Source organism: Pseudomonas sp. MEJ108 (genome assembly GCF_030208985.1).
GTDB classification, from domain to species: Bacteria; Pseudomonadota; Gammaproteobacteria; order Pseudomonadales; family Pseudomonadaceae; genus Aquipseudomonas; species Aquipseudomonas fragariae.
The window spans coordinates 1-26,373 of record NZ_JARVSW010000017.1 but is presented as its reverse complement, the minus strand read 5'-3'; the positions used below and the strand labels follow the sequence as shown (position 1 = coordinate 26,373).

Genomic DNA, 26,373 nt, shown 5'->3' with positions numbered 1-26,373 from the left:
CGGCAGTTACCCGACGCGGCTTGCCGGTGAGCACAAAAACGTTTCGAGCTCTTCAAGCGGCAGTGGCTTGCTGATCAGATAGCCCTGAATTTGATCGCAATGGTTTTCGCGCAGGAACGCCAGTTGCTCTGGGGTTTCAACCCCTTCGGCGATCACCTGCAGGTCGAGGCTGTGAGCCAGCTCGATGATGGCTCTGGCGATGGCCGCGTCCTGTGGGTTGCTGGTCACCTCGCGAATGAATGCGATGTCGATTTTCAGCTTGTCGATAGGGAAGCGGCGCAGGTACGCCAGGCTTGAATAGCCGGTGCCGAAGTCGTCGATGGAAATACTCACGCGGTTGGCTCGCAGTGCTCCCAGGGTGGCGATGGTGTGTGCGGTATTTTCCATCAACGAACTTTCTGTCAGCTCGACCTCAAGCCACTGCGGCGCAACATTGTGTTTTTCGAGGGCCTGACGGATGTCGGCAACCAGGCTGCTGCTGGAAATCTGTTGCCCGGAGATGTTGACCGCGACCTGAAACGAGCCCAACCCGGAGCGTTGCCAGCGCGCAATCTGGGCGCAGACGCTGTCGACCACCCAGTTGCCGACTTCACCGATCAGGCCGAGGCTTTCCAGTACGGGGACAAATACGGCAGGCGAAACGCCTGGATGACCAGGGCGTGGCCAGCGCAACAGCGCCTCAAGTCCGCAGATACGGTCGTTGTTCAGGTCCAGCTTGGGTTGGTAGACGATTTCGAAGGCCTGGTTGCGCACCGCTTCGCGCAGCGCGGCCTCAAGGTCCAGACGGGCCGAAACGTCGGCGTTCATCTGCGGCGTATAGAACCGGTAGTTGTCCGGGCCGATCTTTCGAGCGCTGTTCATGGCGGTGTAGGCATGTCTGATCAGCTCGCGCGAGTCTTCGCCGTCCTCCGGGTACAGGGCAATGCCGATGCTGGCGGTCATGACCAGGCTCTGGCCTTCTATGCGGAAGGGCGCTCGCAATGCGTTGCGGATGCGTTCGAGCGTTTGCCGGGTATCCGCCTGGCCGGGACGAAGCATCAGAATCAGGGCGAACTGATCGCCGTCCACGCGGCCGAGGGTGTCGCTGGCATTCAGGCAGTTCGACAGTCGGCGGCTGACTTCCAGCAGCACCTCATCGCCCAGCACATGCCCCCAGGTTTCGTTGATGTTCTTGAAACCGTCGATATTGACCGTCAATGCCGCCAGCTTCCAGCGACTGATGGCCGCCTGGGTCATGCCCATTTGCAGGCTGGTAAAAAACAGATCCCGGTTGGGCAGGCCGGTCAGCGTGTCGTAGTGGGCCATGGTCAGCAGGCGCTGGTCGCTTTCCTTGCGCCGGGTGATGTCGCGCACGATGCCGACGATGACCCAGTCCTCGCCGGTTCGGTAGGCCTGGCGATGGATTTCGACCTCGACATCCCGGCCGCTCTTGTCGCGAATCTGGGTTTCCAGCGGTTCGCTGGGGCCTTTGCCGGCGATGATCTGGTCATACACGACCTCAAGCTGCTCCATGGACGTCTCGCCCAGTTCCGCAGGTGTCTTGTGCGACAGCTCCTCGGCGGTGTAGCCCAGCAACTGGCAGGCCCGGCGGTTGAATTCGATCAGGCTCATGGTGTTGCGGTTGATCAGGAAGATCGCGTCTTCGGAGGCGTCCATTACCGTGCGAAAACGCTCGAGATCGATGGTGCGCTGCTGCAACTGATCTTCGAGGATCAGGCTGTGGCTCTTCAGGTAGTCGCCGAACGCCTTGAGACGCAGCAGGTTACGCACGCGCAGCCACAGTTCGGCGCTGTCCACAGGCTTGTTGAGGTATTCCTCGGCCCCCGCTTCCAGCCCTGAAAGACGGGAACTCTGGTCGTCGAGTGCCGAGAGCATGATGATCGGTATATTGGCGGTGCCCTTTTCGGCCTTGAGCTGGCTGGCGACTTCATAGCCGTCCATGCCCGGCATCATGATGTCCAGCAGAATCAGGTCGGGTGCCTGTCGTTTGATCATGGCCAGCGCCAGCTCGCCTGATTCCGCCGTCAGTGTCCGGTAACCCTGGTTCTGCAAGAGAACCTCCAGCAGGTCCCGGACATGGACGTCGTCATCGATAATCAGGATGGTCGCGGCGCTCTGGGTCATATCGAATGCTCAGGTAATGGGCTGTTGAGGCAGATTTTTTTCCAGCAGGGTGTCGATGACCCGGTACAGCTCCTTGTAGCGCAACGGCTTGATGACATAAGCGTTGCAGCCCGCCAGGCGGATCTTCTCCTTGTCTTCCTTCATGGCCATCGCGGTCAGTGCGACCACCGGGATCGCGGCGGTGCCGGCGTCTTTCTTCAACAGCGCTGTGGCGGTCAGGCCGTCCATTTCCGGCAGATGGATGTCCATCAGGATCAGGTCGGGCTGACGCTCGCGAGCCAGTTTCAGGCCGGTTTCGGCATCGACGGCCGACAGCACAGTGTGCCCGGCGCTGGTCAGCAATAGTTCTGCCAGACGCATGTTCGCCGCATTGTCTTCAATGATCAGGATCTGGGCCATCGCGCCTCCGCTGATTCAGGTGAGCGGATGGGCAGCCAGACCACGAAGCGTGCGCCGAGGTCCTTCACGCTGGCGACCGCGACGCAGCCGCCGTGAAGTTCGGTCAGTTGCTTGACCATCGCAAGACCCAGTCCGGTGCCTTCGAATTTGCGTGCCAGGCCGCTGTCGATCTGGCTGAACGCCTTGAACAGCTTGTTCATGTCGCTTTGGGCGATGCCGATTCCGGTGTCGCTGACACTCAGTTCCAGAAACTGCTCACAGTCACCGGATGGAAGCGCAAACCCGTAGGTCGGCCAGTCACCGTCGATAAGACCTGCCTGGGAAGCCGGCACCAGACGCACCGCCAGCGTCACCCAGCCACCGGGCTCGCTGAATTTCACGGCGTTGGCCAGCAGGTTGTAGACGATCTGCTTGGTCTTGCGTCGATCGAGCTCAAGCTCACCGAATTCGGCCTCTGTTTCCAGTTTCAGCTGAATGTGTTGCAGGGCGGCTTGCTCACGCACGATCAGCAGGCTGTTGCTCAGCAGTTCGTCCAGATCGACCGACTCGAGCTCCAGCGTCATCATGCCGGCCTCGACCTTGGACAGGTCGAGGATGTCATTGATCAGCGACAGCAGGTGCTGGCCGCTGTTGAAGATATCGCCTATGTAGCGTCGCTGGGCATCGGTCATGTCGCCGACCATGCCGTCCCTGAGTGCCTCGGAGAAACCGATCACGGCGTTGAGCGGGGTGCGCAACTCGTGCGACATGGTGGCAAGAAACTCGGACTTCATGTGGCTGGCGTGTTCCAGCTCGATATTCTTTTCTTCCAGCGTTCGCTCGAAACGCTTGCGCTCGGTCACGTCGCGGGCCGCGGCGAAGACACCCTTTAGCTTGCGGTCACGGTCATGAAAGGTCGCGGCGTTGTAGGACACCACGGTTTCAGTGCCGTCGTAGGCGCGCACGGTGAGTTCGTAGTCACTGACCTTGTGCTCGCTGAGCACGCGCTTGATGGCGGCATCGGCACTCGCCGGGTCGGTGAAGAAGTTCTTGCAGGGCGCGCCGATCAATTCGTCGCGGGTGCGCCCGGTCAGCGCCATCATCTGCTTGTTGACGTCGGAAATGATGCCTTGCGGGTCGGTCATCATCAGCGCATCGATGTTCGATTCGATCAGCGAACGGGTATAGAACTGTTGGTCCCGCAAGCGCTGATCGAGCAAGGCCTGAGCTTCTTCCTCCTGCTTGCGCGCGGTGTTGTCGGTGCCGATCAGCAGATAACCGATGATGGTTTCGGCGCTGTCGCGCAGTGACGTGACCGAGACCATGGCCGACAGGCGGCTGCCATCCTTGCGGATGTAGGTCAGTTCGTAGATGTCTTCGATGCCGCGCGAAGCCTTGAATACCAGGGCTTCGAAACCCGGCGTGATGGGCGTGTTGAGTTCATGGCTGAGGGCCGCCGCGCGGATGATGAGCTCGGCGGGGTCGGAGATGTCCGCAGGTGTGATCTTGTCGACCACGTCTTCGGAGTGATAGCCGAGCATCCGTTCGGCGCCGACATTGAATATCTGGATAACGCCGTGCTCATCGGTTGCGATGCTGGAGAAGTAGGCGCTGTTGAAAATTGCGTCCTGCAGCGCGCCGGTCTTGAGAAGGATTTTCTGACGGCGAGATTCGACGATTTTTTCAGCGCGAGACTGAGCGTCGACAAGCGGGCGGTCCACTGGCGAGGTTGGCATATGACTTCCCGGTACTACCTGACCTTTTTGCCATTACGGCCGTAATCACACTACGGACATCCATTCAAATGGATGATAAGAGGTTCATGGACGATACCAGATCGTTATCGGCAAACTAGTTATTAAATGAATCCTTTCGGAATATATTTTCGATGAGCGACTTCAATCGACTAACGCTTGCCAGGAATTCCATATTTTCGCAGGCGATGAGCGATGGCGGTGTGCGAAGTATGCAGGCGATTGGCCAGTTGGCGGGTGGAAGGGTAGTCCGCGTAAAGCTTTTCCAGCAGATTCCGCTCGAAGGCTTCGACGGCATTTTCGAGGCTGTCGATCGGGCTGTCGTTCTGACGCGCCACTGCAGTGCCGGCGATATCCAGGTCGCCTATATCCACTTGAGTGTGTTCGCAGATGGCAGCTGCGCGAAAAATCACATTCTGTAATTGCCGCACATTGCCTGGCCAGCGGTTGCCGAGCAGTGCAGGGTAGGTGCCGGGTGCAAGCCTGCAGACCGGGCGCTGAATCTGTGCGCATGCCTGCTCCATGAAGTATCGGGCCAGCAGCAGAATGTCCTGACCGCGCTCGCGCAACGGTGGAACCTCAAGATTGAGGACATTAAGGCGGTAGAACAGGTCTTCACGGAAGGTGCCTTCGCTGACCATCTTTTCCAGATCGCGGTGGGTGGCGCTGAGAATGCGCACATTGACCCGTACTTCGCGATCGCCACCGACGCGCCGGAAGCTGCCATCGTTGAGAAAACGCAGCAGTTTGGCCTGCAGATAGGGTGACATTTCGCCGATTTCATCGAGAAATACGCTGCCTTGGTTGGCCAGCTCCATCAATCCCGGTTTGCCGCCACGCTGTGCCCCGGTAAACGCTCCCGGGGCATAGCCGAACAGTTCGCTTTCGGCGAGGTTCTCCGGCAAAGCCGCGCAGTTGAGGGCCAGAAACGGTTCGCCGTGGCGCGCGCTGCTGGCGTGACAGGCGCGGGCGACCAACTCTTTGCCGGTGCCGGTTTCGCCCTGAATCAGCAGCGGTGCGTCCAGCGCCGCCACCCGTTGCGCGCGTGCCTTGAGAGTGCGGATGGCGGCCGAGTCGCCGAGCAGAGCGTCGAAACCTTCGGCGTGATCATGGTGCAATGCCGACAGGCGTTCGCCGATTCGGCTGGGCAGGTACAGGGTAATCAGCGCGCCGGCCTCGGTGATCGGCGTGGCATCTAGCAGCAGTGCTTCACCATTGAGGGTGATCTCGCGCAGCGGCAGGCGAAAGCCGTTTTCCAGCAACGCGACGTGCAGACTGGGGTCGCTGAACAGCTCACCGATCGATTCGCCCGCCGGCTCCCGGCCAATGAGCGCGATGAGTGCCGGGTTGGCCAGCAGCACATGCCCGGCGCTGTCCAGTGCCAGCACCGGATCGGTCATGGCGGCGAGCAACGCGTCCAGCTGCAAGTGGCGACGCTGACCCGGAAGGATGTCGACCACGGTGATCGCTTCCACACCACGGACCCGAAACAGCGCGTCCTTGAGCTCTTCGAGCATTTGATGGCTGAGCGTCGGCGCATCGATGTACACGTTGGGCGGTACCATCTCCACCGCGTCCAGATTCAGATTGCGTCCACCCAGAATCGCCAGCACTTCCTGGGTGATACCGACGCGGTCGATGAAGCTGACATGGATGCGCATGAGGCGTTGACGGTTCGCGAATGAGAAGGCGGCAAGTATGCCTTGTGGCGGCAGGTTTGGTGAAATCCGCTGGTGTCCTTGCAGACACCTGTCACTCTTCACGCTCCTGCAGGCACCTATCGTTCCTCACGCTCCAGCGTGGGAGTGCCCTTCGTGACGCTCTGCGTTATGGATTTATGCCATGCCGCCTATTCAGGAGAGGACGCAGAGCGTCCAGAACGGCATACCCACGCGGAGCATGGGCACGATGGTGTTTTCCGATGCCTGATTCCTCCCGCTACTGCCCGCTGGTGTCCTTGCGCACACCTATCGGTCCTCACGCTCCAGCGTGGGAATGCCCTTCGTGACGCTCCGCGTCATGGATTTATGCCATGTCGCCTATTCAGGCGAGGACGCAGAGCGTCCAGAACGGCATACCCACGCGGAGCATGGGCACGATGGTGTTTTCCGACGCCTCATTCCGCCCGCTACTGTGCGCTGGTGTTTTTGCGCACGCCTATCGTTCCTCACGCTCCAGCGTGGGAATGCCCTTCGTGACGCTCCGCGTCATGGATTTATGCCATGTCGCCTATTCAGGCGAGGACGCAGAGCGTCCAGAACGGCATACCCACGCGGAGCATGGGCACGATGGTGTTTTCCGATGCCTGATTCCTCCCGCTACTGCCCGCTGGTGTCCTTGCGCACGCCTATCGTTCCTCACGCTCCAGCGCGGGAACACCCTTCGTGACGCTCTGCGTCATGGATTTATGCCATGCCGCCTATTCAGGCGAGGACGCAGAGCGTCCAGAACGGCATACCCACGCGGAGCATGGGCACGATGGTGTTTTCCGATGCCTCATTCCTTCCGCTACTGCGCGCTGGTGTTTTTGCGCACGCCTATCGTTCCTCACGCTCCAGCGTGGGAATGCCCTTCGTGACGCTCCGCGTCATGGATTTATGCCATGTCGCCTATTCAGGCGAGGACGCAGAGCGTCCAGAACGGCATACCTACGCGGAGCATGGGCACGATGGTGTTTTCCGATGCCTGATTCCTCCAGCTACTGCCCGCTGGTGTTCTCCAGGCCTCGGCTGCGCTGGCTTACTCCAGATGCTCCGGTTTAACCGGGTCGCCTGACTTGGCGTGGAGTTTGTCGCGAATGTCCGCGAACATTCGGTCATAGTCCTTGTGCTCAGCGATGGGCAGTGCGGCCGAGTTGGGCAAGCCGTGCCTTATCGCGATGCGACTCGCGTCATGGGCGAAGTTGAAGGCAAGGTCACGGGGCAACTGGAATTGCTCCTCGAACGGCTTGCCGTTGATTTCGCCCTGCATGGTGAAGTGCATGGACGTGCCTTGCTTGGGATCTTCCTCCACGTTGTAGCGCAAGTGGATGTCATAGCTGATATCCGACGGTTGAAGCGCCACGTGGGTGAGGTGCAGATGGCCTGGCTCGTACATGAAGTGACTCCATCAAGGGGTGAGTGTGCTCAGTCTGACACTGACCGAGACAGGACGGTTCAGCCTTGCGCAGGGTGCCACGCGCATCATGCCTGCGCTCAACGCTCTATCTTGTCCGGCTCCGGCCTCGACCAGATCCATAGATTGCCCAGCGCCATCCCCGTGAGTGCCAGGTACAGCCACCAGGCATGGCCGATCAGGCTCAGCATCACCACGGCACAGACAAGCATGCTGATGGTAGCGCTGATCTTGGCCTTGCGCGCGACCAGTCGGCCGTTACGCCAGTTGTACAGTATCGGTCCGAACACCCGGTGATTTTCCAGCCAGGCGTTCAGTCGCGGCGAACTGCGTGTTGCCGCCCAGGCGGCCAGCAGAATGAACTCGGTGGTTGGCAGGCCGGGAACGAAGATCGCAACGATGCCTATGCCCAGCGCGGTGTAGGCGAGGATGCCGTATAAAAGGCGTGAAAGTCTTGAGCCGGGTGGTTTGTACGTCATGGTCTCTACAGGCAGGTTCGGGGAGCCCGGCCAGCTTAACAGCACCGGGCGCTTTTTCATGCCTGTGCCATGTCTGCAACGGGAGCATCGGCGTAGGCGTACTGCAGCAACACGTTGAAACGCTCGAATGCGGCGATGGCGCCGCGATCGAGTTCTGCTTCCTGTTCGGCAGTCAGTGGCAGTTCATCAAGCGTTCGGACAAAGGCTTTCCAGCCTGCAGCCCGGCCTCCGGCAGGCTCGCCCAGGTGCCGCGCGCCGAAGCTGTCGCTCAGGTTCAGGGCCTGGGCACGTTTGATCAGGAATGCTGCACCGAGCTTGGAGCCCTCGGAGACGAACAGCCAGCCGAGCGCTTCAGCGCTGCTCGGCTTTTGTACCGCGCCCGCCACCGGCAGGGGAAGGTCCATGTTCAGGTCGGCAAGGTCTGCTCTGGCCTGTTCGGCCCGGCAGCGTGCCGGCAGGTCACTGATGATCGTTTGAAGCGTGGGGTCGCTGTACAGGGGTTGCAGCTCTTTCTGGAACAGGTACTGGGCAACCACGAAGCGCGAATAGCTGGCCAGGGTGTCAAACGGCGCATGTGCCTTGACCGCCTTGTCGAGCTGTTCATGCGGTGCGTGGGTGATCTGGCTCAGGCGTTGCGAACGCAGGGTCGGTCGGTTCTGATCAAGGGGCATCGTAGTCTTCCTTGCTGAAAAAGGGCTTGTTGAATAGACGAACAGTCAGGCCCGAAAGCGTAAAAAAAGCCTGCCGCTCGATCATCCAGCGGCGGCCTTCAGAGACGTTCGGGCTCAGATGTCCCACACCACGTTGACGCTGAAATTGCGTCCCGGCTGGGTCAGGCGATCGAGGTTGGCGGGTGCGGTTACGCCGGCTTCTCCCACGCCGTCGTAGCCGCGCACATCGTCCCAGCGCCAGTATTTTTTATCGGTCAGGTTGTACAGGCCTGCGTTGACGGTCACGTCATCACTGACCTTGTAGTAGCCGGTCAGGTCCAGAATGCCGAAGCCCGGTGTCCTGAACTGGCTGGAGGTGCCATCCGGCGTGTGGAAGTTGCTGTCATCCACGCGGTTCTTGCGCTTGACCAGGGTCCAGCTCAACAGACCTCCGTAGTGATCGCGGTCATAACCGAGCCCCATGACACCGGTCAGCGGGTTGACGCTGTTGAGCGGCTCGCCCGTGTCGTCGTTGCGGCCGTGCAGATAGGCGACGGAGGCCTGGCTGTAGAGGCCGTTCGGCGCACCCAGGCTGTCGAGGTTCAGACGGCCTTTGAGTTCGGCGCCTTTGAGGGTGGCGTGGCGTATGTTGTTGGACTGGAACGTGAGTTCGCTGTAGCCGGGTGTGATGGCGTCCTCGTTGATGAAGTCGCGGTACTTGTTGTAGAACACCGCGATGTCGAACGAGCCGGATTCGAAGCGACCGCGCAGCCCGGTTTCGTAACTTTTGCTCGTTTCGGGCTTCAGGTTCGGATTGGGCTCGACCACGTACCCGGCCGTCGGGTTTTCGAAGCGTCCGTAAAGTGACTTGGCCGAAGGCGTGCGGAAGCCCTCGGCATACTGGCCGTACCACGTGTAGGCATCGCTGAGTGCGTAAGTCACGCCCAGCTTGGGCGACAGGCGATGCCAGGTTCGCGTTTCATCGTTCGCCTGGTCTGGGTCGGTCAGGCTGACCGACCTGAGGAATTGCGAGGTGAATGTCGGATCAAGCCGGGTGTGGTCGTAACGCACGCCAGGCAGGAAGGTCCAGTCATTCCAGCTGATCTGATCCTGCGCGAACAGCGCGTAGCTGGTGATGGTCGGGTCGGGGAAATCACTCGTTGCGGCCAGCCGGTCGCTCGGGCTGTCTGCACCGACAGCGCGGCAGGAGCCGAAGACTCGCGCACAAGTGCCGCTGCCGCTGCGCAATCCGGTCACTTTCTGGCGCTTGATCGTTGTCCCGTAGGTCAGCACGTGGTCGGTGCTGGCAACGGAGAATGCCTTGTCCAGCTGGGCATCGAACACCCACTGCTTTTCCTGATACTGCGTGTTGCGTTCACGAATGACATCGCGGGAGAACGGAAAGTAACGCTCCCGGGTGCTCTGATCGGTTTTCGCGATCTGGTAGTTCAGGCTCCACCTGACGTTGTCGACCAGCAGGCTGTCGAGTGCAAAGCTGTTTTCGATCCCAAAGCGCTCGCGGGTGATGGTGTCGTTACCTTCGCGCGCCTGATACATCCCCAGACCGCTGCCGTTGGCGAATGGCCCGCCGACTGCGCTTTTCAGATTGCTGTCGCGGTCGTCCTTGTACTTTTCATAGGCCAGCGCCAGACGCGAACCGTCGCCGTAATTCCAGCCCAGTTTGCCCAGCACATTGGTACTGCGCGCATCCTCAGGGTTGGCTTGCGTGCGGCTCAATCCGCTACCGCCGGTGCTGCCATAGGATTCGGTTTCATGGCCATTGCGCTGGCTGAGGTGCAGCAAGCCGTCGAACTCGCCCTGACGGCCTGCGACGGTGGCCGAGTTGAGCCAGCTTTGGTCTGCCGAGCTGTAGCCGGTTTTCAACCGTGCGCCGACATCCTTGCCGGGCTTGATGATGTCGTCCGGGTCCAGTGTGTAGTAGCTGACCACACCACCAATGGCGCTGCTGCCGTAGAGGGCCGAAGCGGGACCGCGGAGGATTTCCACGCGCTTGACGATCTCCGGGTCGACATAGTTGCGGTGAGTCTGTGCATAGGGACCGGTGAAAAAGCTGTCGGGCACCTCGACGCCGTCGACCTGGGTCAGGATCCGGTTGCCGTCGATGCCGCGAATGTTATAGCCGGTCGTGCCCGCACGCTGGCCTGCGCCACCCACCGAAACCCCAGGCTCGTAACGCACCAGGTCGCGGAGCGTGTTGACGTTGTCGCGGTCCAGTTCCTCACGGGGATGTACGCTGACAGTGCTCGGCACCGTGGCGACATCCTGGGCCTGGCGTGTGGCGCTGACAGTGATCTGATCCAGCGCCATGACGCCAGCGGTGGGGGCGCGTTTTTCCAGCACGACGCTGTTGTTGCCCAGATTGCGGTAGCTCAGCAAGCTTCCGGAAAGCATGCTGTCCAGCGCCTGGGCAGCGCTCAGTTCCCCGCTGGCCCCAGGGGAGATGACGTTTTGGGCCAGGCCCGCCGACATGCCTACCTGCCAGCCGGTCACGCGGCTGAACTCGTTCAGCGCCGATACCAGGGGTTGCTGACTGATCGAGAAGGGGTAGGTGGCCGCCGGGCGGGTCGCATGAGTACTTTCACTGGCAGCACTGGCGTTTGTCAGCTGCAGACTGGCGCCCAGTACCGCAATCGTCAGCAGAGAAAGCGTAAGCCTTGCGCGTTGTCGGGCGACAGGCGTGAACGTGGATGACATCGGTAGCGCTCCCTGGGGTGTTGCTCGTCATAGTGTTTACAAGCTGTTTCACAATGAGAATCAGTTGCATTGGCTATGACTAGACGAACGGCCAGTCGCTATCGAGTAAAAAAACTTTTCTTCAGTTGAGAATCACCAGCGCGGGCATTTCGTGAATGCTTGCCGACGTGATCTGCGCCAGCGAACGCACCACGTCGAGCGGGTTGTCCAGGCGGTAGTTGCCGGTTACGGCAACACGGTCCAGTTGCGCATTGGTGCTGACGATCCAGCCTGGATAGTAACGGCGCAGCTCAGCCAGTACGTCGCCCAGCGGGGAGTTGTCGAAGATCAGTCGGCCCTGCACCCAGGCCAGGTCCCGGGCCGGGTCAAGCTTTTCACGCTGCCCAAACCCGTCAGGCCCCACGCGAACGCTGTCTCCAGCGCCCAGACTGAGGCTGGAGTCGCCATGGCTGGCGTGCACGTCGACAGCGCCGCGTTGCACGTGTACCTGCGCGACGCCGTTCAGGTAGCGCACCGAAAACGCGGTGCTGTTGGCGCTCATGCGCACCGGGCCTGCTTCGATTTCCAAGGGCAGCCCGGGCCTGGGCGTGACATCGAAGAAGGCTTCACCCTGGTACAAGCGGGCAGAGCGCTGTTTTTCTCCGACCTGACTGGAGAAAGCCGAATCAGTATTGAGCAGCACCTTCGAGCCGTCCGCCAGTTCCAGGCGCTGGCGTTCACCGACGACCGTCAGATGATCGGCCTGCAGGCGCAAGGGCAGATTGCTGAAGCTGAACAACCCCAACAGCAGCACCGCAGCAGTGGCCAGAGGTTTCCAGTGGGAACGGGCACGCTGCCATGCCGAGCGCTTGCGCGGTGGTGCGATATTTTCGGCTGCGCACCGAACCGGCTGCGAGCTCCAGAGCGTCCGGGCCTTCTCGAATGCGCGAGCGTGGTCGGGATCGGCATTCAGCCATTCCTGAAAACGCGCCTGATGCGCATCGTCTGCGCCTTCCAGCTCGATCAGCCAGGTCAGGGCCTGATCCATTGCAGCGTTGCTCAACACGTCCTGCGCGATCGCGTGCGGACGTTCTGTTTTCGGGGCCACGGTGTTCCTCGGCAATCCTGAAACTGTATCGATATGAGTGTGGCAGCGTGCGGCAGGGTTCAGGGCGGGTCAAGCCTGGAAAGGACGCCTATGCAGATCGCCATGATCAGTTTCAATTCTTTTTGTACGGTACTGGCAGAGACCTGCAACTGCTCGGCAATTTCCAGATAGCTGCGGCCATCGAGGCGGCTGAGGGTAAAGATTTTCTGCTGGCGCGGGCTCAGCGTGCTCAGACTGGCGCTCAGGTTCTCCAGCAGGCGCTTGGCGTGTGCAGCATCTTCGGGCGAGCCCAGCTGGGCCACGACATTTTCGAGCCGTGCAGGCGACACGTCTTCGAGCATGGTGCGGCCGTGGATGCGCCGCGCACGCAAATGATCCAGCGCCAGGTTGCGAGCGGTCTGGAAAACGAAGGGTTCAAGATGAGCGACCGGGTGTTCGGTCAATGCACGGCTGACGCGCAGCCAGGTTTCCTGAAGCAGGTCTTCAGCAGCGCTTTGATTGCCAACCATGCGTTGCAGAGTACGTAACAGGACCGGGCGCTGGGCCAGAAACACGTTGTTGAAGTCTGAGTGCGACACGAAGGAGCCCGACCGGAGATTCGAGCAAATGATAATGCTTCTCATCTTCTGGGCGGGTCAAGCCTGGATCTGTAAATATTTGTCCGCCAGAGGCGCGCTCAAGACCGCGCGAGGACGCCCGAAGCCGCATGCCCACGCAGTGCATGGGCATGAGAGCAGGCGCTTGTCTGGACGTCTGTCCTTTACTGCGCGTTATGCAGTGCCAGGCAGTTGTCGAGCATGCGATTGGAAAACGCCCATTCGTTGTCGTACCACGACAGTACCTTGAGCAGCTTGCCGCTGACCTTGGTGTGGTTGGCGTCGAAGATCGACGACAGCGGGTTGTGGTTGAAGTCGTGGGAGACCAGCGGCAATGAGTTGTAACCGAGCACTTTGGAGTGCTGACTGGCTTCTTTCATCAGCGCGTTGACTTCATCGGCGGTGGTTTCGCGCTTCAGGGTCACGGTCAGGTCGACCAGCGAAACGTTGATGACCGGTACGCGCACAGCCATGCCGGTGAGTTTGCCTGCCAGCTCCGGCAGTACCAGACCTACCGCTTCGGCAGCGCCGGTCTTGCTCGGGATCATCGACTGCGTGGCCGAGCGGGCGCGGTACGGATCGGTGTGATAGACATCGATCAGGTTCTGGTCGTTGGTGTAGGCATGAATGGTGGTCATCAGACCGTTTTCGATACCCAGCTCGCGATGCAGCACTTGAGCGACCGGTGCCAGGCAGTTGGTGGTGCACGAGGCGCTGGAGATGATCTGGTGCGACTGGCGCAGCGTGTCGTGGTTGACACCATAGACGATGGTGGCATCGGCTCCGCTGGCTGGCGCGGAGATAATCACCTTGCGGGCGCCGGCGGTGAGGTGCGCGGCGGCCTTGTCACGGCTGGTGAACAGACCGGTGCATTCGAACACCACGTCGATGTCCTGCGCTTTCCAAGGCAGCTCGGCCGGATTGCGAATGGCACTGACCGAAATACGGTCACCATTGACGGTCAGGCTGTCCTTGTCGCACTCGACCGTGCCGCTGAAAGGGCCGTGTACGGTGTCGAAGCGCAGCAGGTGTGCGTTCATTTCGCTGTCGCCAAGATCGTTGATGGCGACGACCTGCAGGTCCTGACGGTAGCCTTGGGTATACAGTGCGCGTAGGACGTTGCGGCCGATTCGGCCAAAACCGTTGATTGCGATACGAAGAGTCATACAGCCGTCCTTCTGAATTTGTTGTTGGAATTACAAGATTATTCTCATAGAAATAGAAAACAAGCCTTTTTAGTGGCAATATTTTGTTTTATCTACAACTACAAGCCTGAAAGGCCCTCCCAGTTGATCGAGATCAGGGTTTTGCTCCCTGACAGTCACTGCTCGAAAACCGGAGCCGTCTTTACGGGTGACCTTAGACGTTAGCCTGGAGTTCATCACATGCATCCCCGCGTCCTTGAAGTAACCGAGCGTCTCATCGCCCGCAGTCGCGATACCCGTCAGCGCTACCTTCAATTGATTCGCGGCGCAGCGAGCGATGGCCCGATGCGCGGCAAGCTCCAATGCGCCAACTTTGCCCATGGCGTCGCCGCCTGCGGACCGGAAGACAAGCAAAGCCTGCGTCTGATGAACGCCGCCAACGTGGCCATCGTCTCTTCCTACAACGAGATGCTCTCGGCGCATCAGCCCTACGAACACTTTCCAGCCCAGATCAAACAGGCTTTACGTGACATTGGTTCGGTCGGTCAGTTTGCCGGCGGTGTGCCGGCCATGTGCGATGGCGTGACCCAGGGTGAGCCGGGCATGGAGCTGGCCATTGCCAGCCGTGAAGTGATTGCCATGTCCACGGCGATTGCCTTGTCACACAATATGTTCGACGCCGCCATGATGCTGGGCATCTGCGACAAGATCGTCCCCGGCCTGATGATGGGCGCCTTGCGGTTCGGTCATCTGCCGACCATTTTCGTGCCCGGCGGGCCGATGGTTTCAGGCCTCTCCAACAAGGAAAAAGCCGACGTACGGCAGCGTTATGCGGAAGGCAAGGCCACCCGCGAAGAGTTGCTCGACTCGGAAATGAAGTCGTATCACGGTCCGGGAACCTGCACCTTCTACGGCACCGCCAACACCAACCAGCTGGTGATGGAAGTGATGGGCATGCACCTTCCCGGTGCCTCGTTCGTCAATCCCTATACGCCCTTGCGTGATGCGCTGACGGCCGAGGCGGCCCGCCAGGTGACGCGTATGACCAAGCAAAGTGGCAGCTTCATGCCGATCGGCGAGATCGTCGACGAGCGCTCGCTGGTCAATTCCATCGTTGCGCTGCACGCGACTGGCGGCTCGACCAACCACACGCTGCACATGCCGGCCATTGCCCAGGCCGCCGGCATTCAGCTGACCTGGCAGGACATGGCCGATCTGTCGGAAGTGGTACCGACCCTCAGTCACGTCTACCCCAACGGCAAGGCCGATATCAACCACTTCCAGGCTGCAGGCGGCATGTCGTTCCTGATTCGCGAGCTGCTGGCTGCCGGCCTGCTGCACGAAAACGTCAACACCGTGGCCGGTTACGGCCTGAGCCGTTACACCAAAGAGCCGTTCCTGGAAGACGGCAAACTGGTCTGGCGTGAAGGGCCGCTCGAAAGCCTCGATGAAAATATCCTGCGGCCGGTTGCCCGTCCATTCTCGCCGGAAGGTGGCCTGCGGGTCATGGAAGGCAACCTGGGGCGCGGCGTGATGAAAGTGTCCGCCGTGGCTCCGGAACATCAGATCGTCGAAGCGCCGGCCAAGGTGTTCCAGGATCAGAAGGAACTGGCCGATGCGTTCAAGGCGGGTGAGCTGGAGTGCGATTTCGTCGCTGTGATGCGCTTTCAGGGCCCGCGCTGCAATGGCATGCCCGAGCTGCACAAGATGACGCCGTTTCTGGGGGTCCTTCAGGATCGCGGGTTCAAGGTTGCGCTGGTCACCGATGGACGCATGTCAGGCGCCTCGGGCAAGATCCCGGCGGCGATTCATGTCTGCCCGGAAGCGTTCGATGGTGGCCCATTGGCTCTCGTGCGTGATGGCGATGTGATTCGTGTGGATGGTGTAAAAGGCACGTTACAAGTTCTGGTCGAAGCGTCAGAATTGGCCGCCAGAGAACCGGCCATCAACCAGATCGACAACAGTGTCGGCTGCGGTCGCGAGCTTTTTGGATTCATGCGCATGGCCTTCAGCTCCGCAGAGCAAGGCGCCAGCGCCTTTACCTCTAGTCTGGAGACGCTTAAGTGAAGTTGGCCCTGGTCGGTGATATAGGCGGTACCAATGCACGTTTTGCCATTTGGGAAAACAGCACGCTGCATTCTGTCCGGGTATTCCCGACCATTGACTACGCGGGTCCGGAGAAGGCCATCGAAGTCTATCTGCAGGACCTGGAGCTGCAGCGCGGCGATATCGGTCATGTATGCCTGGCGGTCGCCGGACCGGTCGACGGTGATTTTTTTCAGTTCACCAACAGCCACTGGCAATTGAGCCGCGAGGCGTTCTGCGCCGACCTGCAGGTCGATGAACTGCTGTTGATCAACGACTTCACCGCCATGGCGCTGGGCATGACCCGGCTGAAGGACGATGAATACCTGACGGTCTGCCACGGTGTCGGCAAGCCTGACCGGCCGCGCGTGGTGGTGGGGCCGGGGACCGGGCTGGGCGTCGGTACGCTGATCAAACTCAAAGGCAGTCGCTGGATGGCGTTGCCGGGCGAGGGTGGGCATGCCGATCTGCCCATCGGCACCGCACGTGAGGCGCTGCTGTGGACACGGCTGATGGCCGAACACGAGCATGTCAGCGCCGAGGTCGTGCTCAGCGGTGCCGGCTTGTTGTTGCTGTATCAGGTCAGTTGCGCGCTGGACGATATCGAGCCGGTGCTCAAATCGCCTGCGGCGATCACCACCGCCGCGCTCTCGGGCGACCCGGTAGCCGCGGCAGTGCTGGAGCAATTCTGCGTGTTTCTCGGCAGAGTGGTCGGCAACCATGTGCTGGCCCTGGGCAGCCTCGGCGGGGTTTATATCGTCGGTGGCGTGGTGCCTCGTTTTACTGAGTTCTTCATCAACAGCGGGTTCAAGCGCGCCATGGCCGAGAAGGGCGTCATGAGCGACTATTTCAAAGGTCTGCCGGTGTGGCTGGTAACGGCCGAATACCCTGGCCTCATGGGGTCGGGCGTGGCCCTGCAACAGGCGTTTGGTGCGCAGATCTGAGCGATATGGCATAACAACAAGAATTCACAGCCAGACAAGGACGCTTCAACTTGAGCCCAGTCAGTAAATCGATCCTGTTGGTGGATGACGATCAGGAAATTCGCGAGTTGCTGGACACCTACCTGAGCCGCGCCGGTTTCCAGGTGCGCACGGTGGGTGATGGCGCGGATTTCCGCCGGGCGTTCAATGACCAGCCAAGCGACCTGCTGATCCTTGACGTCATGCTGCCCGATGAAGACGGTTTCAGTCTGTGTCGCTGGATCCGCCAGCATCCGCGCCAGCCGCATGTGCCGATCATCATGTTGACTGCCAGTTCTGACGAGGCCGACCGGGTCATCGGCCTGGAGCTGGGAGCCGATGATTATCTGGGCAAGCCGTTCAGTCCGCGCGAGCTTCAGGCGCGCATCAAGGCGCTGTTGCGACGTGCCCAGTTCGGTCAGGAGCGTCCGGGTGGCGATGTGATCCTGTTTGATGAGTGGCGACTGGACATGGTCAGCCACCGGCTGTTTCACAATGACGGCGAAGAGGTGATTCTGTCCGGCGCCGACTTCGCACTGCTCAAACTGTTTCTCGACAACCCCCAGCAGATTCTCGACCGCGACACCATCGGCAACGCCACGCGTGGGCGAGAGCTGATGCCGCTGGAGCGGATCGTCGACATGGCGGTCAGCCGCCTGCGTCAGCGTCTGCGCGACACCGGCAAGTCGCCGCGTCTGATCCGTACCATTCGTGGCAGTGGTTACCTGTTGGCCGCGAACGTCAACTCGCAAGCGGGCAACGGCTATTAAACCGACAGCGGCAGGCGCGAAGAGAACCGGCCTGCCGCTGCCGCGCTCGTTGCTGGGCCGCATGTTGCTGCTGACCTTGCTGGCGGTTCTCCTGGCTCAGGCGCTGTCCAGTGTGATCTGGCTGTCACAGCTACGTGCCACGCAGATGGAGGGCCTGGTGACCAGTGCGCGCAGCCTGGCGTACTCGATGGCGGCCAGTGTCAGCTACTTTCGCTCATTGCCGCTGGCTTACCGGCCTATGGTGCTCGACCAGTTGCGCAGTATGGGCGGCACACGCTTCGTGGTGTCACTCAACGATCATCCGTTGGACATGCAGATCATGCAGCCCACTCCTCGCAAGCAGGCGGTGCTGGACGTGGTGGGCGAAGTGCTGCGCCAGCGTCTGGGCAATGGTCCGGACATCACCGTATGGTTTGCGCGGCCCGAAGATCTGAGGATCTTCAACAGCGGTCTGAAGCTCGACGAGCTGCCGCGTTCCTGGGCCCATTACGCGTTGACACTCGAGCCGGTGAACCCTCCGGTGCTGGTCACGCAAATCGAAATGGCGCCCGGCGAGTGGTTCTACATTGCCTCGCTACTGCCTGAACCCTACACCTCGCTGGAGGAGCAGGAACTGCCCCTTCAGCAGGTGTCGTTCATTGTCCTGACCAGCGCATTTCTGCTGTTGTTCATCGGGTTGCTGGTGCATTGGCAGAGCCGTCCGCTCAAGCGCCTGGCGCGGGCCGCACGGGACATGTCGCTGGGCGCGGATGTCGAGCCTGTGGTCGAGGGCGGCGGCAGCGAAGTCATCGAGGTCAGCCGGGCATTCAACGCCATGCGCACGCGGATCAGCCGCTACCTGACCGAGCGAGGCCAGTTGTTCAGTGCCATCTCCCATGATCTGCGTACGCCCATCACGCGTTTGCGCCTGCGCGTCGAGTTGCTCGAGGATGAGCAACTGCAACGCAAATTCAGTCGCGATCTGGACGAACTGGAATTGCTGGTCAAAGGCGCGCTGCAGTGCGTCAAGGACACCGATATCCATGAAAACATAGAGCCGGTGGACCTCAATGCGCTGCTTGAATGTCTGGTCGAACCCTGGCTGCTCGCTGATGGCAATGGACGTGTCACGCAGCAGGGTGAGGCACAGGCTGCCTATTCAGGCAAACCGCTGGCGCTCAAGCGCTGCATCGGCAACCTGATCGACAACGCGCTCAAATACGGTGACCGCGCGCACCTGAAGGTCGAAGACGATGCCCACGCGTTCGTGCTGCATGTCGACGATGAAGGCCCTGGCGTTCCCGAGCAGCGCCTTGAGCACGTTTTCGAACCGCATTTCCGCCTGGCAGGCAATCAGCAGCAGGGCTACGGCCTTGGCCTGGGCATCGCTCGCAACATTGCCCACAGTCATGGCGGCGAAGTCAGCCTGCAGAACCTGCGTGACGGAGGGTTGCGGGTAACGTTGTACCTGCCGAGAACTGCGGAATGACTGGTTGGGAAGTGGCTTTTGGCTAGTGGTTGCAATCGGATTTAAATTGTCACCATCCTGTGACAATTGCGCGTCCCTTCGTTACTGTCGGCGCGTCAGGCTTGGTTAGACTCCCACGAAGCGCAAGCACCAGACTTGCTCATGCATAACAACAAGAAAGGTCAATTCGATGAATTCCATGTCACGTCTCGCTGTTGTCATCTCTCTCGCTTCGTTGTTCCCTCTGAGCGCTAACGCCGCTGACTCCAAAGGCACTGTTGAAGTGGTGCACTGGTGGACGTCGGGTGGCGAAAAGGCTGCAGTCGATGTTCTGAAAGCTCAGGTTGAAAAGGACGGCTTCGCCTGGAAGGACGGCGCCGTTGCAGGCGGCGGCGGCTCCACGGCCATGACCGTGCTCAAGAGTCGCGCGGTTGCCGGCAATCCTCCTGGTGTGGCCCAGATCAAAGGCCCGGACATTCAGGAGTGGGCCTCTACCGGTCTGCTCGATACCGAGGCGCTGAAAGAGGTCGCCAAGTCCGAGAAGTGGGACTCCCTGCTGGACAAGAAAGTCTCCGACACCGTGAAGTACGAGGGCGATTACGTAGCCGTGCCGGTGAACATTCACCGCGTCAACTGGTTGTGGATCAACCCTGAAGTCTTCAAGAAAGCCGGTATCGACAAGGCACCCACTACGCTCGAAGAATTCTACGCCGCGGGCGACAAGCTGAAAAAAGCCGGCTTCATCCCGCTGGCGCATGGCGGTCAGCCTTGGCAGGACAGCACCGTGTTCGAAGCCGTTGTGCTCTCGGTCATGGGCGCTGACGGTTACAAGAAAGCCCTGGTCGATCTGGACAAGGATGCGCTGACCGGTGATGGCATGGTCAAGTCGCTTACCGAACTCAAGAAAGTCGCGACCTACATGGATGCCGACGGCAAGGGCCAGGACTGGAACCTGGAAGCTGCCAAGGTCATCAATGGCAAGGCCGGCATGCAGATCATGGGTGACTGGGCCAAGAGTGAATGGACCGCGGCCAAGAAGGTCGCCGGCAAGGACTACCAGTGCGTAGCCTTCCCGGGCACCGACAAGGCGTTTACCTATAACATCGACTCGCTGGCCGTGTTCAAGCAGAAAGACGAGGGTACGACTGCCGCACAGCAGGATCTGGCCAAGGTCGCCATGGGTGAGGACTTCCAGAAGGTCTTCAGCATCAACAAGGGGTCGATCCCGGTTCGTGAGGACATGCTGTCCGACATGAGCAAGTACGGTTTCGATTCGTGTGCGCAAACTGCTGCGAAGGACTTCCTGGCTGATTCGAAGACCGGCGGTCTGCAGCCAAGCATGGCGCACAACATGGCAACTACGCTGGCAGTGCAGGGCGCGTTCTTCGATGTGGTGACCAACTACATCAACGACCCGTCAGCCGATCCGGCAGCAACCGCCAAAAAGCTGGCCACTGCGATCAAATCTGCCCAGTAATTTGTTCTTAACAGCCTTTAACCGTCGTCCGCAGTGTTGAAATCCCTGGTTGATTTCACCTGCGGCTGCGGCCTGGATTCGATATACCGCATGGGATACTCCCGATGAGCTCTGTCGCTGCGAACAGCAAAGCCTCGCCAATGGATGCGCTGCAACGCTGGCTACCAAAACTGGTGCTGGCCCCCAGCATGTTCATCGTACTGGTGGGTTTCTACGGCTACATCCTCTGGACATTCGCACTGTCGTTCACCAACTCGACGTTCCTGCCTTCCTATAAATGGGTCGGCCTGGCGCAATACGCGCGTCTGATGGACAACGATCGCTGGTGGGTGGCAAGCAAGAACCTCGCGGTCTTTGGCGGGATGTTCATTGCAATCAGCCTGGTGATCGGGGTCCTGCTGGCCGTCCTGCTGGACCAGCGGATTCGTCGCGAGGGCATGATTCGTACTATCTACCTGTACCCGATGGCGCTGTCGATGATCGTCACCGGTACTGCCTGGAAATGGTTGCTCAACCCAGGCCTGGGCCTGGACAAGATGTTGCGCGACTGGGGCTGGGAAGGTTTCCGTTTCGACTGGCTGATTGATCAGGACCGCGTTGTGTACTGCCTGGTCATCGCGGCGGTATGGCAGTCCTCCGGCTTCGTCATGGCATTGTTTCTGGCGGGGCTGCGTGGCGTCGATCAGTCGATCATTCGCGCGGCGCAGATGGATGGCGCAAGTCTGCCGATGATCTACTGGCGCGTCGTGCTGCCAAGCCTGCGTCCGGTGTTCTTCAGTGCCGTGATGATTCTCGCGCACATTGCGATCAAGAGTTTCGACCTGGTAGCCGCGATGACCGCCGGTGGCCCCGGTTACTCATCCGACCTGCCGGCGATGTTCATGTATTCCTTCACCTTCAGCCGCGGCCAGATGGGCATGGGCTCTGCCAGTGCCATTCTGATGCTCGGCGCGATCCTGGCGATTCTGGTGCCGTATCTGTATTCCGAGCTGAGGACCAAACGCCATGACTAGTCATGTTGGCAAACCGGGCATCAGCTTCAGTCGTGTTCTGATTTACGCGGTGCTGATGCTGGCCTGTCTGATTTATCTGGTGCCGCTGGTGGTGATGCTGTTCACCAGCTTCAAGACCCCCGAGGACATCGGCACCGGCAACCTGTTGAGCTGGCCGAGCGTAGTGACTGCAATCGGCTGGATAAAAGCCTGGGATCTGGTCGATGGCTACTTCTGGAACTCGATAAAAATCACCGTTCCGGCCGTGATCATCTCCACCGCAATCGGCGCGCTCAATGGCTATGTGCTGTCGATGTGGCGTTTCAAGGGCTCGCAGCTGTTCTTCGGTCTGTTGCTGTTCGGTTGCTTTCTGCCGTTTCAGACCGTCCTGCTGCCGGCATCCTTTACGCTGGGCAAGATGGGCCTGGCCAACACGACCACCGGGCTGGTGTTTGTTCACGTGGTCTACGGGCTGGCATTTACCACGCTATTCTTCCGTAACTACTACGTCAGCATTCCCGACGCGCTGGTCAAGGCTGCACGACTGGACGGTGCCGGTTTCTTCACCATCTTCGGGCGCATCATTCTGCCGATGTCCACGCCCATCGTGATGGTCTGCCTGATCTGGCAGTTCACCCAGATCTGGAACGATTTCCTGTTCGGCGTTGTGTTCTCCAGCGGCGAGTCTCAGCCGATCACTGTGGCCCTGAACAATCTGGTCAACACCAGCACAGGTGCCAAGGAATACAACGTTGACATGGCGGCGGCGATGATTGCCGGCCTGCCGACACTGCTGGTCTACGTACTGGCTGGCAAGTATTTCCTGCGTGGGCTCACGGCCGGCGCGGTCAAGGGGTAATCATGGCGACTCTCGAATTACGCAACGTCAACAAGACCTACGGCAGCAACCTGCCGGACACACTCAAGAACATCGAGCTGTCGATCAAGGATGGCGAGTTCCTGATCCTGGTCGGTCCATCGGGCTGCGGTAAATCCACCCTGATGAACTGCATTGCCGGTCTGGAAAGCATCAGTGGCGGCGAGATTCTGATCGACGGCCAGGACGTCAGCGGCACCAGCCCCAAGGACCGTGACATTGCGATGGTCTTTCAGTCCTACGCCCTGTACCCGACCATGAGCGTGCGTGAAAACATCGCCTTCGGGCTGAAGATCCGCAAGATGCCGCAAGCCGACATCGACGCTGAAGTGGCGCGCGTTGCCAAGCTGTTGCAGATCGAGCACCTGCTCAATCGCAAGCCGGGGCAGATGTCCGGTGGCCAGCAACAGCGTGTCGCGATGGGCCGTGCCCTGGCACGTCGACCGAAGATCTACCTGTTCGATGAGCCTCTTTCGAACCTCGATGCCAAGTTGCGCGTCGAGATGCGTACCGAAATGAAGTTGATGCATCAACGTCTCAAAACCACCACTGTGTATGTGACCCACGATCAGATCGAGGCCATGACGCTGGGTGACAAGGTGGCGGTGATGAAGGACGGTATCGTCCAGCAGTTCGGCACGCCCAAGCAGATCTACACCGATCCGGCCAACCTGTTCGTCGCCAGCTTCATCGGTTCGCCGCCGATGAACTTCATCCCGCTGCGCCTGCAACGCAAGGATGGCCAGTTGATCGCTGCGCTCGACAGTGGCCAGGCGCGTTGCGAACTGCCGGTGGGTGTGTCCGATGCAGGCCTGGAAGATCGAGAAATCATTCTCGGTATTCGCCCTGAACAGATTATGCTGGCCGGCGCTGAGTCGACCGGGCTGCCGACCATTCGTGCCGAGGTCCAGGTGACCGAGCCGACCGGTCCGGATACGCTGGTGTTCGTCACGCTCAACCAGAGCAAGGTCTGCTGTCGCCTTGCCCCGGATGTTGCGCCGCAGGTGGGCGAGAGCCTTACCTTGCAGTTCGATCCTGCCAGGGTGCTGATTTTCGATGCCCAGAGCGGCGAGCGTCTTGGGGTGTTGGGAGCGCGGCAGGCGGCTGAACGGGAAAACAATGTGTCACCGGTCCAGCCGCAAGTGATAAATTGATTCAGCAATGAGCACCGCTGGCTGGCCGTTGGCTGCCAAAACGCACGGCCGATCAGCGAATACAAGGCAGTGAATGAAGCAACATGTCTACCAAAGCTAATAACAATAAAACGAGGATTGATGGGATGAAGAAGATCAACAAAGGTAAATCGCTTTCCCGGCTCCAGTTGGTATGCAAGCTGTCGGCGTTGGGTGCAATGGGTCTGGCAGGCAGCGTTCACGCCGCCGAGCCATTTGCCGCGGATTCACCCTGGATGACGGGTGACTGGGGTGGCAAGCGCACCGAGTTGCTGGACAAGGGTTATGACTTCTCGCTGGAATACGTTTCCGAGATGGCCAGCAACCTGAAGGGCGGCTACAACGATGACACCACCGGTCGTTACAGCGACCAGTTCGCGCTGGGCATGAAAGTCGATTTGCAGAAGGTTCTTGGCTGGCAAGACGCGGAGTTCAAGCTGGCAATCACCGAACGTAGCGGTCGCAATATCTCCAATGACCGTATCGGCGATCCTCGCGCCGGTACACTCAGCTCCTCCCAGGAAGTCTGGGGCCGTGGTCAGACCTGGCGCCTGACGCAGATGTGGATCAAGCAGAAGTACTTCGACGGCGCGCTGGACGTCAAGGCCGGTCGCTTTGGTCCGGGCGAAGACTTCAACAGCTTCCCGTGCGACTTCCAGAACCTGTCGTTCTGCGGCTCGCAGGTCGGTAACTACGTTAATACCTGGTACAACTGGCCTATCAGCCAGTGGGCGTTGCGCATCAAGTACAACATCACGCCTGAAGTCTATGCCCAGGTCGGCGTGTACGAGCAGAACCCGTCCAACCTGGAAACAGGCAACGGCTTCAAGCTCAGTGGCAGTGGCACCGAAGGCATGATTCTGCCGGTCGAACTGGTCTGGACTCCGTCCTTCAACTCGTTGCCTGGTGAGTACCGTGTCGGTTACTACAAGAGCACGCCGAACGCCAACGATGTCTATGAAGACGTGAACGGTCAGCCGCAGGCCTTGACTGGCGCAGCGTTCAAGTCGCACAGCAGCAAGCATGGCTGGTGGGTCGTGGCTCAGCAACAACTGACCACTCATGACGGCGACGCCTCGCGCGGCCTGAGCATCTTCGCCAACGCCACCGTGCATGACAAGGCGACCAACTTCGTCGACAACTACCAGCAGATCGGTTTCACGTACAAAGGTCCGTTCAACTCGCGTCCGAAAGATGACATCGGTATCGGTTTTGCCCGTATCCACGTCAACGACGATGTTCAGGATCGCGTGCGTCTGGCCAACCAGATCAGCGGTATCAACGACTACGACAACCCTGGCTTCCTGCCGGTTCAGAGCACTGAGTACAACTCTGAAATCTACTACGGCTTCCATGTCACCAACTGGCTGACCGTGCGTCCCAACCTGCAGTACATCAAGCATCCTGGTGGCGTAGATCAGGTTGATGATGCGCTGGTAGCGGGCATCAAGATCCAGTCGAAGTTCTGAGTATTGACTGACGCGTAACGCGATCAAGGGTCGTGTGTGCTTTGCGGGCAGCCTGGCTGCCCGTTTTTTTATGGCTTGATCCTTTTATTTTTCAGGGACGCGATTGGCGATGACCACTCACGACGCGCAACTGCCTGAACATCCCTTGCAACGCTTCTTCCGATCCCGACGGGCCAGACCTACTTTCGAGTGGGAGCGCCATCAGCTGCGCGAGGTACTGGTCATCGATCACCCGCAATGTCAGGCCGTATTCAGTCGTCAGGGTGCGCAATTGCTGCACTTCCAGCCGCAGGGCCAGAAACCCTGGCTCTGGTGCGCCGCGCAGTGGCCCCAGGTGGGCGCCATTCGTGGAGGCGTGCCGGTCTGCTGGCCATGGTATGGCCGACATCCCGGCGAGAGCGGCTGGCCGGCGCACGGCTGGGGACGTTTGCTGGACTGGAAACTGATCGACAGCAGTGAGAGTGAGGAGGGTGTGAGCCTGCACTGGCGCTTGCAATTGTGGGACTGGCAGGTCGATCTGCATGCCGAGCTAGGGCAGAGCATGGAACTGCGTTTGAGCACGTGTCACGAGGACAGCGAGCCGTGTCACTTCAGCCATGCGTTGCATGTTTATTGGCGGATCGGTGATGTGGCTGAGGTCGCGCTGGAGGGGCTCGACGGCGCACAGGGTTATGACCAACTCAGCCGCCAAGCCTGTCAGCAACAGGGCGAACTGCGCGTGGCGGGCGCCTGCCAACGCGTATTCGAACACGCCGGCGCCGTACAGCTCCAGGACCCGATCTGGCAGCGCAGGCTCAACATCGACACCGGCGACAGCACCAACACCGTCGTCTGGCACCCCGGCAGCCGACCGCTCCTCGGCGTATGCGGCAGCGAAACCACAGGCTTTGTCCGCGTCGAAGCGGCCTCAGGCTCCGGCGACACCTTCAGCCTGCGGCCCGGAGAACAGGTGCAGCTCAAACTGCAAGCCAGCCTGGCGGGGTGAGTTGCAGATGACGCAGAGCGTCGGCACGATAGTCAAACCCCGATGGCACAGACGACGCAGAGTGCGACGTAAGTGACGGCTGAGTCCTGGCGCTG

The 26,373-nt window shown here is 60.1% G+C and carries 21 protein-coding genes; 10 read left to right on the top strand and 11 right to left on the bottom strand.

Annotated features, from left to right (window positions below):
- Nucleotides 1–6: 6 nt before the first annotated feature.
- The 11 genes from QRN50_RS09585 to gap form a co-directional block, all read right to left on the bottom strand.
- A complete protein-coding gene (locus tag QRN50_RS09585) occupies nucleotides 7–2,124 on the bottom strand; it encodes a putative bifunctional diguanylate cyclase/phosphodiesterase (RefSeq protein ID WP_004406686.1) in 2,118 nt (705 codons plus the stop codon).
- A 9-nt stretch (nucleotides 2,125–2,133) separates the two neighbouring features.
- Nucleotides 2,134–2,523, bottom strand: coding sequence for a response regulator (locus QRN50_RS09580; protein ID WP_004406684.1), 390 nt, complete (start codon nucleotides 2,521–2,523; stop codon nucleotides 2,134–2,136).
- Complete coding sequence (locus QRN50_RS09575; RefSeq protein WP_004406681.1) at nucleotides 2,508–4,238, bottom strand: PAS domain-containing sensor histidine kinase; 1,731 nt, start codon at nucleotides 4,236–4,238, stop codon at nucleotides 2,508–2,510. Before QRN50_RS09575 ends, QRN50_RS09580 begins: the two co-directional genes overlap by 16 nt.
- 170 nt (nucleotides 4,239–4,408) lie before the next feature.
- Entirely contained in the window at nucleotides 4,409–5,917 is a 1,509-nt protein-coding gene (gene gcsR / locus QRN50_RS09570; protein WP_004406678.1) for a transcriptional regulator GcsR, read from the bottom strand.
- 1,078 nt (nucleotides 5,918–6,995) lie between these two features.
- On the bottom strand, nucleotides 6,996–7,352 hold the full coding sequence (locus tag QRN50_RS09565) for a DUF5064 family protein (protein WP_096126799.1): 357 nt from the start codon (nucleotides 7,350–7,352) through the stop codon (nucleotides 6,996–6,998).
- A gap of 98 nt (nucleotides 7,353–7,450) precedes the next feature.
- Nucleotides 7,451–7,909: a YbaN family protein gene (locus tag QRN50_RS09560; RefSeq protein ID WP_004406667.1), complete on the bottom strand. Its 459-nt coding sequence runs from the start codon at nucleotides 7,907–7,909 to the stop codon at nucleotides 7,451–7,453.
- Nucleotides 7,906–8,520 carry a biliverdin-producing heme oxygenase gene (locus QRN50_RS09555; protein WP_096126800.1) on the bottom strand — a complete coding sequence of 205 codons (615 nt, stop codon included), beginning with the start codon at nucleotides 8,518–8,520 and terminating at the stop codon, nucleotides 7,906–7,908. Before QRN50_RS09555 ends, QRN50_RS09560 begins: the two co-directional genes overlap by 4 nt.
- Before the next feature lie 114 nt (nucleotides 8,521–8,634).
- Entirely contained in the window at nucleotides 8,635–11,214 is a 2,580-nt protein-coding gene (locus QRN50_RS09550) for a TonB-dependent receptor (RefSeq protein ID WP_096126801.1), read from the bottom strand.
- A gap of 121 nt (nucleotides 11,215–11,335) precedes the next feature.
- Nucleotides 11,336–12,301 carry a FecR family protein gene (locus tag QRN50_RS09545; RefSeq protein WP_024640387.1) on the bottom strand — a complete coding sequence of 322 codons (966 nt, stop codon included), beginning with the start codon at nucleotides 12,299–12,301 and terminating at the stop codon, nucleotides 11,336–11,338.
- A gap of 59 nt (nucleotides 12,302–12,360) precedes the next feature.
- Nucleotides 12,361–12,879 (bottom strand): RNA polymerase sigma factor, encoded by a 519-nt coding sequence (locus QRN50_RS09540; protein ID WP_003415260.1) that lies wholly within the window; start codon nucleotides 12,877–12,879, stop codon nucleotides 12,361–12,363.
- A 182-nt stretch (nucleotides 12,880–13,061) separates the two neighbouring features.
- The gene (gap, locus tag QRN50_RS09535; protein WP_024643214.1) at nucleotides 13,062–14,063 is read right to left on the bottom strand and encodes a type I glyceraldehyde-3-phosphate dehydrogenase; all 1,002 of its coding nucleotides are present in this window, start codon (nucleotides 14,061–14,063) and stop codon (nucleotides 13,062–13,064) included.
- Nucleotides 14,064–14,282: 219 nt separating this feature from the next.
- Between gap and edd the strand changes: the two genes are divergently transcribed.
- The 10 genes from edd to QRN50_RS09485 all read left to right on the top strand — a co-directional run bounded on the left by edd (nucleotide 14,283) and on the right by QRN50_RS09485 (nucleotide 26,278).
- Complete coding sequence (edd, locus tag QRN50_RS09530; RefSeq protein ID WP_004406660.1) at nucleotides 14,283–16,109, top strand: phosphogluconate dehydratase; 1,827 nt, start codon at nucleotides 14,283–14,285, stop codon at nucleotides 16,107–16,109.
- On the top strand, nucleotides 16,106–17,071 hold the full coding sequence (locus QRN50_RS09525; protein ID WP_096126802.1) for a glucokinase: 966 nt from the start codon (nucleotides 16,106–16,108) through the stop codon (nucleotides 17,069–17,071). The genes edd and QRN50_RS09525 overlap by 4 nt, the downstream gene beginning before the upstream one ends.
- 50 nt (nucleotides 17,072–17,121) lie before the next feature.
- A complete protein-coding gene (locus tag QRN50_RS09520; protein ID WP_011266831.1) occupies nucleotides 17,122–17,859 on the top strand; it encodes a response regulator in 738 nt (245 codons plus the stop codon).
- 61 nt (nucleotides 17,860–17,920) lie between these two features.
- Nucleotides 17,921–19,327 carry an ATP-binding protein gene (locus QRN50_RS09515; protein ID WP_024660500.1) on the top strand — a complete coding sequence of 469 codons (1,407 nt, stop codon included), beginning with the start codon at nucleotides 17,921–17,923 and terminating at the stop codon, nucleotides 19,325–19,327.
- A 169-nt stretch (nucleotides 19,328–19,496) separates the two neighbouring features.
- Nucleotides 19,497–20,783 carry an ABC transporter substrate-binding protein gene (locus tag QRN50_RS09510; RefSeq protein WP_058823343.1) on the top strand — a complete coding sequence of 429 codons (1,287 nt, stop codon included), beginning with the start codon at nucleotides 19,497–19,499 and terminating at the stop codon, nucleotides 20,781–20,783.
- 104 nt (nucleotides 20,784–20,887) lie between these two features.
- Nucleotides 20,888–21,796 carry a carbohydrate ABC transporter permease gene (locus QRN50_RS09505; RefSeq protein ID WP_003314048.1) on the top strand — a complete coding sequence of 303 codons (909 nt, stop codon included), beginning with the start codon at nucleotides 20,888–20,890 and terminating at the stop codon, nucleotides 21,794–21,796.
- Nucleotides 21,789–22,634: a carbohydrate ABC transporter permease gene (locus QRN50_RS09500; protein ID WP_004406653.1), complete on the top strand. Its 846-nt coding sequence runs from the start codon at nucleotides 21,789–21,791 to the stop codon at nucleotides 22,632–22,634. Before QRN50_RS09505 ends, QRN50_RS09500 begins: the two co-directional genes overlap by 8 nt.
- A gap of 2 nt (nucleotides 22,635–22,636) precedes the next feature.
- Nucleotides 22,637–23,806: an ABC transporter ATP-binding protein gene (locus QRN50_RS09495; protein WP_024640393.1), complete on the top strand. Its 1,170-nt coding sequence runs from the start codon at nucleotides 22,637–22,639 to the stop codon at nucleotides 23,804–23,806.
- 125 nt (nucleotides 23,807–23,931) lie between these two features.
- Complete coding sequence (locus QRN50_RS09490) at nucleotides 23,932–25,293, top strand: carbohydrate porin (protein WP_011266835.1); 1,362 nt, start codon at nucleotides 23,932–23,934, stop codon at nucleotides 25,291–25,293.
- A 109-nt stretch (nucleotides 25,294–25,402) separates the two neighbouring features.
- Nucleotides 25,403–26,278 (top strand): D-hexose-6-phosphate mutarotase, encoded by an 876-nt coding sequence (locus QRN50_RS09485; RefSeq protein WP_024643210.1) that lies wholly within the window; start codon nucleotides 25,403–25,405, stop codon nucleotides 26,276–26,278.
- The last annotated feature ends 95 nt before the right edge of the window (nucleotides 26,279–26,373 follow it).